This window comes from Legionella tunisiensis (genome assembly GCF_000308315.1).
In the GTDB taxonomy this organism is placed as follows: domain Bacteria; phylum Pseudomonadota; class Gammaproteobacteria; order Legionellales; family Legionellaceae; genus Tatlockia; species Tatlockia tunisiensis.
This window is the reverse complement of the sequence record NZ_CALJ01000074.1, coordinates 1-6,346: the sequence shown is the minus strand read 5'-3', so window position 1 is coordinate 6,346 and position 6,346 is coordinate 1. Positions and strand designations below refer to the sequence as shown.

Sequence of the window (6,346 nt, the reverse complement as noted above, 5' to 3'; positions counted from 1 at the left end):
ATAATAATAATAATAATAAAACACATACTCTACATGGTTATTGCTCTCTCTTTAACAACAACGCTTTGGGCCGGATCTATTCAACCCGTTTCTTATGCCAATGCATTGAAGCGCGCTTTAAGTCATAATCCGTCAATACAAAGTTCTAGAGCCTCGATTGAAGCAGCTTGTGGCGCTTTAACTCAAGCCAACAGCATGAATTGGCCTCGTGCTGAATTGGAGATTAATGGGGCACGCAGTAATAATCCATTATCAGTGTTCGGCTATAAATTAAGTCAGGGTAATGCTTCCTTTGCCTCTTTCGGGGCAGAAGAATTCACTGGCATAAATTCATTATATACAAGACCGCACTCTCTCAATCATCCAGGTTATTACAGTAATTTGGATACCGCATTTAAATTGACTGTGCCTATATATTCCGGAGGGAAAATAAAAGCCCAGCAAGAAAACATGCGTGCATTATTGTTGTCCGCACAACATGGTAATCAGCAAGCACGAAACCAATTGGCCTATCAACTTTACATGTCTTATGAAGGATTTTTAACGGCTAATCAATTGATTCATGTTGCCGAGAAACAAGTCTCTCGAGCCAGAGAGTTTTTAACAACTACCAAGGCATTAAAAAACTGTCAATTACTTTAGATAGCGATGTGTTGATGGCCGAAGCTTATTTAAATAGCTCCTCGCTAGGTTTATCAAATGCGCGCTTGCAAGCAGGAAACGAATTGGATAATTTTAGAACTCTGATGGGAGAGCCTAATAGCAATCTTATTCCGGGTAAGCACACGCCTCTACGAAAAAAAGCGGCGGACTAACCCCTCTCATATCACAAGCCCTGGAAGAAAATGCGTCGCTTAAAGCGCTTCAGTCTCAGGCACAAGCTGAAAAAGCAAATGTTCTTGCTTCCCAATCGTTGTATAAGCCACAAGTGAATCTTCAGCTAAGGCATGACTGGAATGGCAATACAATAGGCTCAGGATTGCCTTCAGAGACTATAGTTTTGGGTGCTAATTGGACATTGTTTAGCGCGGGAGAACGGGCGGGGGCTGTTCAAACAGCGATGGCCAATGCAAAGAAAGCGCAATTTGAATTGGATGCACAACGCAACCAACTTAAGCTACTTCTTAAACAATTAACGCGCAATGAGACACAGTTTCATTATGAGTTGCAATTAAGCCGTCTAATGATTCAGAAAGAAGAAGCGGTTATTAAAAGATTAAAGCAACGATTTAGCCGGGGATTAGTGCCGCTTAGTGCTTTATTAGAAAGTCAAATGAAATTGACCCAAAACACAGCTCAGGAGCTACAAACACTGCATCAATTAAGACTCAATCAAGCACATATTTTGATGCTGACTAATCAATTAATTTCCAAGGCAATGACCTAATTCTGATTAATCGATACCGCTTAGGGAGAGACTATTGTGAATGACGTTCCTTATTCAAAGGATAAATTAAACAAAGCAGGGGAATTAACAAGAACGTTTATTCAATCAAAGTTTACTCTTCTTTTAATCATTATTATTTTGCTATTTGGCGCTCTGGCATTAGAGCGCACGCCACGAACCTATAATCCTGAGATTATTGTCCCAGTGGTAACCATTTCTGTGAGTAGACCAGGGAGCGATACCCAAGAAATGCTCAATCAAATTGTTCGCCCTTTAGAGGGGTTAATGGCGTCTATACCTGGGGTAGAACATACCTATGGAATGGCAATTGATGATAGCGCTTTAGTAACAGTTCGTTTTAAAGTGAATGAAAATGAAGAAAGCAGTCTGGTTAAGGTTTATAACCAGATTAACAGTAATATGGACAAAATGCCCCCTGGCACTTTAATGCCTTTAATTCGTTCAGTTAGCTTATATGACGTTCCACTGGTGACAATAACCTTGCATGCTAAAGGGGAAAATCCGACTGAACTTCGAGTATTGGCTAATAACGTGTTGGAGCAGTTACGCACAGTGCCTCAAGTAGGTAAAAGTTGGATTATGGGTGCATCTCCCAGTGCCCTTCGAGTGTGGCTTAATCCTAAAAAATGGCGGAACATGCCATTTCAATCACCAATATTCAACAAGCACTCTCAGTCAATAACATCAGTATTAATGCGGGCACTCTTGAGCGTCAATTAAGTGAAACGCCTTTACGTATTGAAGGCTCACTCATTTCTAATGATGATTTAGCAAACATCATCATAGGCACTGATAATGCAAAACCCGTTCTATTAAAAGAAATTGCAGATATCGAACGAGGTCCGGAACATGAATCCATTGCATCTTATTTTGCTTATGGACTTAACACAAAACAAAACAACCACGAATTGGAACCTGCTGTAACGATTGCTTTAGCACGTCAAAAAGGCAGCAATGGAGTAGATGTAGCTACAGCTATCCTCAATAAACTAGAACAGATACAAAACAGTAAAATGATTCCTGAGACGATTAGCGTCTCAATAACCCGCAATTATGGGGATGAGGCTAATGATGCGGTCAATACCTTAGTCGAGCATTTAGGTATTGCAATTGCCAGCGTGGTTGTCTTACTGATGCTTTTTTTAGGTTGGCGAGAAGCATCCATCGTGATTTTTTCCATCCCACTTATTTTATGTTTAGTCCTTGGTATTGGTTGGTTGTCAGGACAAACGATTAATCGCATTACCTTATTTGCCCTGATTCTCTCATTAGGCTTATTAGTTGATGACAGTATTGTTGTGATTGAAAACATTCATCGTCATGTCATGAAAGGAATACAACATAACTTCACTCGTTTAGTGATTTATGCAGCGAATGAAATTGGCAAGCCAACAATTATTGCCACCTTTACGGTGATACTGGCTTTGTTCCCTATGGCTTTTGTTGGTGGAATGATGGGGCCTTTTATGGCGCCTATTCCTTTTAACGCGCCTTTGGCTATGATTATCTCGCTTTTCATCGCCTACAGTGTAGTGCCTTATCTTGCATACCGTTGGCTTAGAAAAAAGCACGCCGCCAACTTAGTCAAGGGCATCAGCAGCATACTACCCTATTGCAGCGTTTATACCTTAACTTATTTAAAGGATTGCTCTCTTCTTCTAAAAAACGCCACTTATTTTATCTAATAATTGTTATTCTCTTAGGTGGAGTTTTATTACAACCTTTATGGCAATTTATCCGTCCTTCTGGCACTAATGGACCATTAAGTCCTTTAGGCGTGGAAATCAAAATGTTACCCGATGACAATGTGAATACCTTTCTAGTATCCGTTGATGCAGGGCCAAATGCCACTTTAGAAAAAACAACTGCATTAGTAAAAGCGATAAGTCAAATAGTTCAAAAAAATCCTTACGTCCTGGATTATGAACTGTATTTAGGAGAGGCTGCACCCGAAGATTTTGCAGCGATGGTGCGGGGAGATAACCTCCTCCAGGGAAGTCAGTATAGCCAGATTCGTATTAATTTGATTAATAAACATCATCGCAATATAGGTTCGCATGCGATTGCAGAGGAAGTCTATCGACGTCTTATGCCTATTAAAAAACAATATCCCGAAAGTGCAATTAAACTCTTTGAAAGCCCACCAGGCCCACCAGTTCGTTCGCAAATGGAGGCCGGCTTATATGGTCCCAATTATAATAAATCAAGAATATTGGCTGATGAAATTACTCAATCCGTATATCCTAAAATTTATGGCATGATTAATATTGATAATTCCGTCACCGCAGACGCTAATCAATATCGCATTGAAATTAACCACAACGCAACAATGCGCGCGGGGTTAACACCACAAACAGTAGCCCAAGAGGTTGCTGCATTTTTCAAAGGTGTCAATGTAGGCAATGGGCATGAAGCCAATGCAAAAGAGCCGGAGCATATTATCTTACGATTGCCTCGTGCAGCACGAGGAGATGTTCATGTGCTAAATCAGCTCTATCTTAAAAATCAACAACAGCAACTGATTCCCTTAGCGCAAATTGCTACATTAAAATACGCTAAAGAGCAAAAACCTATTTTCACTAAAGATCAAACGCCTATTGTTTATGTAACGGGTGAAGTATTAGGTTCCAGCCCAGCTTATGCTGTTGCTTCAGCGACCCAAATGCTGGAAAAACCACCATTCTCTCTTGAGGTAGGCAATTTGGGATTTCATGAAGCACAACCCCAAAACCTGACTAAGAACCAATTATTCTGGCTCGGAGAAATGCGTTTAACGCTTGATGTATTTCGCGATCTTGGCTCTGCATTTATCGTGGCGATTGTTCTGATTTATATTTTATTGACTGCCTTTTACCAGTCGTTTTTATACCGCTCATTATTATGGGCGCCATCCCTCTGACCATTATTGGCGTCTTTCCAGGCCATTGGCTTATGCACCAACCGTTTACAGCGACCTCCATGATCGGTGTCATTGCTTTAGCAGGAATTGTTGTGCGTAATTCGCTATTACTCATTGATTTTATTTTAGAGCATCAACATAGAGGCTATTCGATTGAGCAAGCAGTGATTGAATCGGGAGTCGAACGGCTATTGCCGATTATTCTGACTGCTTTAGCAGTTATTTTAGGTTCTGCCGTGATGTTATCTGATCCTGTATTTGGGGGACTTGCTATATCGTTAATGTTTGGTTCCTTTGCTTCAACTGTGCTTACGCTCTTTTTAATTCCTTTAATTTATTTAAGCTGGTGGAAAAGAACACATAAGACGAGTTAATGGTATCAACTGGAGAAAAAAATGACTATTGAACGCATTATTCGAATTGTTGCAGGATTATTTATCTTGATTTCACTTGGCCTTGGCGTTCCAGCTAGCCCTGTGTACATTAGTTCAAAATTTTTATGGTTTACTGCTTTTGTCGGTGCAAATTTATTGCAAAGCGGGTTTACTCAATTTTGCCCACTTGAGATGATTTTAAAAAATTCATTAAGAAGCCTGATTGAAACAACTCAACATAGTTAGCAAAGGAAAATTGAGACCATGAATGACATAATGCATATTATTTGCCCTCACTGCCACACTACTAACCGATTACTCTCAACACGTTTGACGGAGCATCCAAAATGCGGAAAATGTCAAAAGTTACTTTTTGATGGAAAACCAATCCCATTAGACCAGACACTTTTTGAACGTTACATTAATAATAATGATATCCCCATTTTAGTCGATTTCTGGGCTGAATGGTGTGGCCCATGCAAGATAATGGCCCCCCATTTCGAATCTGCTGCAAATCTTCTCGAGCCTAACATTCGTTTGATCAAAGTTAACACAGAAATTCAACAGGCTTTAGCTGCACGTTATACCATTCAAAGCATTCCAACGTTAATGATTCTGTTTCACGGAAAGGAAGTTGCAAGAAGCGCTGGGGTCATGAGTACGCAAGATATAGTTCGATGGGCAAAACAATATCTCGACTGACTTAAAAGCCTAGTCATAATCAGATTATAACCCGTAATGGTCTTAAGGATTTTTTATCTATTCCTTGCCAGTCAAAATAATCATCCTGGCCATTTTCTACCCAGAATAAAATCATTCTTCAATTTTTTGAGCAATTTTCAACGCCCCGATAACAGTTTGACAAAAACCATTAGAGCAAGATCAATATGGTGCCATTAATTTTGAGACTGAGTCTCAACCAGGAATTGCTTTTGCAACAGCATTAAAGAATCCTGAGGGCATGGCTGAAATCACATCACGTAGCTGGGCAGCTAATAGTATCCTGGGGTTAGTCAACAGATCTCAAGCTGAATATGCGACTGAAAAGGCGCACATGTATGACTTATTTACAAAACATAAGCCAGAATGGGTAAACCGTATCCTCTTTGTCGATGACGCCGATGACAATATCAGTGCTGTTGAAAAAGCGAATGAGAAATCCAAATGTCAACTATTAGCCGTTTTAAATAGAGATAAACAAAAAATGCGAGCTTTCTGCCTCGTTTTATCGAGAATCGTTAGCTTCGCTGATAAGCAACAATAGTTTAAAAACGTTATTATCGGACTATTATGATGCAAGACAAAAGAATAGCCAACAATCCTCATTTAGCTGGACTAAATTTTTCCACAACACCGTATCTCCAGCTCAAGAGGAAGCTGCAATTGATGCTGTAAAAAGGCTCTGGACAATGAAGGAACCGATCTGCTATCCCATTAGCAACCCTACGTCAGGGGGAACTTGGAAATACGATAAGACGCTTTGTAAAAAGCGGTGCAGCGAATGCACTATGCGGCAAGAAAATCTCTACTGTGAGTGAGTTTGTTAATGCCTTTCATATTCAGGTAAATAGCCAAAATACCTTCGTTTTAGAAATTTAAGTATAACCCCTTATCATGCGCTTAATCAGTAAAACCCTGCAAAATTGGCTTGTGGGGCTTGCCTCC

The 6,346-nt window shown here is 40.0% G+C and carries 8 protein-coding genes and 1 pseudogene; all 9 read left to right on the top strand.

The features are described 5' to 3' along the window. Window positions 1-642 (top strand): TolC family protein (locus BN58_RS28155; RefSeq protein ID WP_232220386.1); only part of this gene is annotated, 642 nt, incomplete at its 5' end. A 14-nt stretch (window positions 643-656) separates the two neighbouring features. After that, window positions 657-815, top strand: a complete 159-nt coding sequence (locus BN58_RS30595; RefSeq protein ID WP_232220385.1) for a hypothetical protein — start codon at window positions 657-659, stop codon at window positions 813-815. An 8-nt stretch (window positions 816-823) separates the two neighbouring features. Beyond that, window positions 824-1,387, top strand: a complete 564-nt coding sequence (locus tag BN58_RS28150; protein WP_083852124.1) for a TolC family protein — start codon at window positions 824-826, stop codon at window positions 1,385-1,387. 36 nt (window positions 1,388-1,423) lie between these two features. Then, a pseudogene (locus BN58_RS37565) lies at window positions 1,424-3,093 on the top strand (efflux RND transporter permease subunit). Then, a complete protein-coding gene (locus BN58_RS33040) occupies window positions 3,054-4,307 on the top strand; it encodes an efflux RND transporter permease subunit (RefSeq protein WP_269570103.1) in 1,254 nt (417 codons plus the stop codon). Before BN58_RS37565 ends, BN58_RS33040 begins: the two are co-directional and overlap by 40 nt. After that, the gene (locus BN58_RS35820) at window positions 4,289-4,681 is read left to right on the top strand and encodes an efflux RND transporter permease subunit (protein WP_269570102.1); all 393 of its coding nucleotides are present in this window, start codon (window positions 4,289-4,291) and stop codon (window positions 4,679-4,681) included. Before BN58_RS33040 ends, BN58_RS35820 begins: the two co-directional genes overlap by 19 nt. Before the next feature lie 21 nt (window positions 4,682-4,702). Further along, window positions 4,703-4,927, top strand: coding sequence for a YgaP family membrane protein (locus BN58_RS05850; RefSeq protein ID WP_019216041.1), 225 nt, complete (start codon window positions 4,703-4,705; stop codon window positions 4,925-4,927). An 18-nt stretch (window positions 4,928-4,945) separates the two neighbouring features. Continuing rightward, on the top strand, window positions 4,946-5,383 hold the full coding sequence (trxC, locus tag BN58_RS05845) for a thioredoxin TrxC (protein ID WP_019216040.1): 438 nt from the start codon (window positions 4,946-4,948) through the stop codon (window positions 5,381-5,383). A 259-nt stretch (window positions 5,384-5,642) separates the two neighbouring features. Next, a complete protein-coding gene (locus BN58_RS05840) occupies window positions 5,643-5,945 on the top strand; it encodes a hypothetical protein (RefSeq protein ID WP_019216039.1) in 303 nt (100 codons plus the stop codon). Window positions 5,946-6,346: the final 401 nt, after the last annotated feature.

Coding starts and splice junctions, on each gene's coding strand:
- BN58_RS05850 (WP_019216041.1), top strand. CDS start 4,703: ATGACTATTGAACGCATTATTCGAATTGTTGCAGGATTATTTATCTTG.
- BN58_RS30595 (WP_232220385.1), top strand. CDS start 657: ATGGCCGAAGCTTATTTAAATAGCTCCTCGCTAGGTTTATCAAATGCG.
- BN58_RS05840 (WP_019216039.1), top strand. CDS start 5,643: ATGGCTGAAATCACATCACGTAGCTGGGCAGCTAATAGTATCCTGGGG.
- trxC (WP_019216040.1), top strand. CDS start 4,946: ATGAATGACATAATGCATATTATTTGCCCTCACTGCCACACTACTAAC.
- BN58_RS35820 (WP_269570102.1), top strand. CDS start 4,289: ATGGGCGCCATCCCTCTGACCATTATTGGCGTCTTTCCAGGCCATTGG.